Below are 2,313 nucleotides of genomic sequence, written 5' to 3' on the forward strand. Positions count from 1 at the left end.
GGGCTCGAGGGCCGCGGCCCGACACCACCCGCGCACCGGCGGCCCAATCACCCCGCCGCCAAGCGGGCGCGATCTCAGTCGCACCGGCCCGCCAAACGCACCGACGACAACGAGAACGTGCTCGGCCGCAACCCGGTGCTGGAGTGTCTGCGCGCCGGTGTCCCGGCCACCGCGTTGTACGTCGCCCTGGGCGCCGAGGCCGACGAGCGGCTCACTGAGTCCGTCACGCGCGCAGCCGATTCCGGTATCGCGATCCTGGAGGTGCCGCGGGCCGATCTCGACCGGCTCACCGCGAACGGCCTGCATCAGGGCATCGCCTTACAGGTCCCGCCCTACAACTACGCCCACCCCGACGATCTGCTGGCCGCAGCCGCGGCGTCCCCGCCCGCCTTACTCGTCGCCCTGGACAACATCTCAGATCCGCGCAACCTGGGTGCGATCGTGCGGTCGGTGGCGGCGTTCGGGGGTCACGGCGTACTGATCCCGCAGCGACGTTCCGCGTCGGTGACGGCTGTGGCCTGGCGTACAAGTGCCGGTGCCGCGGCCCGGGTTCCGGTAGCGCGCGCCACCAATCTGACTCGCACGCTGAAGGATTGGGCCGACCGTGGCCTCCAGGTTATCGGGCTCGATGCCGACGGCGATACCGCGCTCGACGACCTGAACGGCAGCGACCCGCTCGTAGTCGTCGTGGGATCCGAGGGAAAGGGTTTGTCGAGGCTGGTCCGCCAGAACTGTGGCGCGGTGGTGTCGATCCCGATGGTGGGTTCGGCCGAATCGTTGAACGCGTCGGTGGCCGCCGGGGTGGTGCTCGCCGAAATCGCTCGCCAGCGCCGGAGTTGACGGGTTTGCCACGCCGGCCTGCCCGCTTGGCTGCGGTGCTGGCGCTGGCCGGCATGGTGATCCTCGTACCGCCCCCGGCCGGGCGGTCTGCACCGCAGAGTTTCGACGTCCAGGCCCACGCCGGTGGTCGCGGAGCGGCGACCGGAGAATCGTTGCGGGCGTTCGCCAAATCCCTCGAACTCGGGGTCAGCACCCTGGAGTTCGACATCAACGTCACTAGCGACGAACAACCGCTGGTGTGGCACGACCCGATGATCGAGGCGGACCAGTGCGACGACACGGGGCCGGCGTTCCCCGGCGACCTGCAATACCCGTACGTCGGGAAAGCGGTGCACGACCTGACCGTGGCGCAGATCCGCAAGCTGAACTGCGGCAAGCCCGACACTGCGTTTCCACGCGCGGAAGTGGTGGCGGGCGATAAGATCGCCACGTTGCCCGAAGTGTTCGAGTTGGCCGACTCCTACCGCGCCGACGTCCGCTACAACATCGAAACGAAAGTGCAAGCCGACCAACCGAACCTGTCGGCCAGCCCGCAAGAGTTCGTCGACGTGATCTTGGCGTCGGTCCGGTCCGCGGGCAAGTCCGACCGGGTGGAGATCCAGAGTTTCGACTGGCGCACGCTGCCGTTGGTGCGCCAGGCCGACGCGTCGATTCCCCTGGCGGCGTTGTGGAATGAGCACACCTGGGCGCCGGGTTCGCCGTGGCTGGCCGGGATCGACCCGACCGTCGTCGGTGACCCGATGGTCGGCGCGACGATGGTCGGCGCCGGCATCCTTTCGCCCAATTACACGTTGGTTGCCGGCAGACCGTTCGTCGACCGCGCGCACGCACTGGGGCTCCAGGTCATCCCATGGACCGTCGACGACGCCGCGGCCATGCGCGAGCAGATCGCCGACGGCGTCGACGGCATCATCACCGATTACCCCGCCCTGCTGCGCATCGTGCTGGCTGACCGCGAAATGGCGTTGCCGCCGGCCTACCGCCGCAGCTAGACGCCGATCAGTTGCGCGCCGGCCCACAACGCCAGCACTGCGACCACCAGCGCTGCCGGCGTCGTGCACAGACCGAGCCTGGTGTATTCGCCGACCCTCGCGGCGACGTTGTACTGACGCAATACCCGCCGCCACAGCAGGTTGGACAGCGACCCCACGTAGGTCAGGTTGGGGCCGATGTTCACCCCGATCAGGACCGCCAGAACGGCCACCGGCCCGCTGGCCGCCACCAGCGGCAGCATCACCAATGTGGCGGGCAGGTTGTTGACGATGTTGGCCAGCACCGCGGCCACCGCCGCGATGCCGAGCAACGCGAGCAACCCAGAGCCGGCCGGAACCACCGCACACATGCCGGCGGCCAGCCCGTTGCGCATGACGGCCTGCACCGCCACGCCCAAGGCGAGGACGAACAGCAGGAAGGGGACATTGACCGCGCGCACGATGTCCGGCACCGAGGTGCGTCGATGCGCGAGGCTTCGCA

3 protein-coding genes are annotated in these 2,313 nt (G+C 69.0%); 2 read left to right on the forward strand and 1 reads right to left on the reverse strand.

Features of this window, described 5'->3' with window-relative positions; all coding sequences use genetic code 11:
- Both rlmB and WA317_RS18690 read left to right on the forward strand, forming a co-directional pair.
- On the forward strand, positions 1 to 840 hold an 840-nt coding region (gene rlmB / locus WA317_RS18685; protein WP_425174454.1), incomplete at its 5' end, for a 23S rRNA (guanosine(2251)-2'-O)-methyltransferase RlmB.
- 53 nt (positions 841 to 893) lie between these two features.
- Positions 894 to 1,832, forward strand: coding sequence for a glycerophosphodiester phosphodiesterase family protein (locus tag WA317_RS18690; RefSeq protein ID WP_425174456.1), 939 nt, complete (start codon positions 894 to 896; stop codon positions 1,830 to 1,832).
- Here WA317_RS18690 and WA317_RS18695 read toward each other — a convergent pair.
- Positions 1,829 to 2,313, reverse strand: a 485-nt coding sequence (locus WA317_RS18695; protein ID WP_425174455.1) for an ArsB/NhaD family transporter, incomplete at its 5' end; no start/stop codon positions are given. The genes WA317_RS18690 and WA317_RS18695 overlap by 4 nt on opposite strands.

Source organism: Mycobacterium sp. (assembly GCF_049802695.1).
Lineage (GTDB): Bacteria > Actinomycetota > Actinomycetes > Mycobacteriales > Mycobacteriaceae > Mycobacterium.

Excerpts from the sequence above, each read along its gene's own strand:
- WA317_RS18690 (WP_425174456.1), top strand. The coding sequence starts at position 894 with ATGGTGATCCTCGTACCGCCCCCGGCCGGGCGGTCTGCACCGCAGAGT.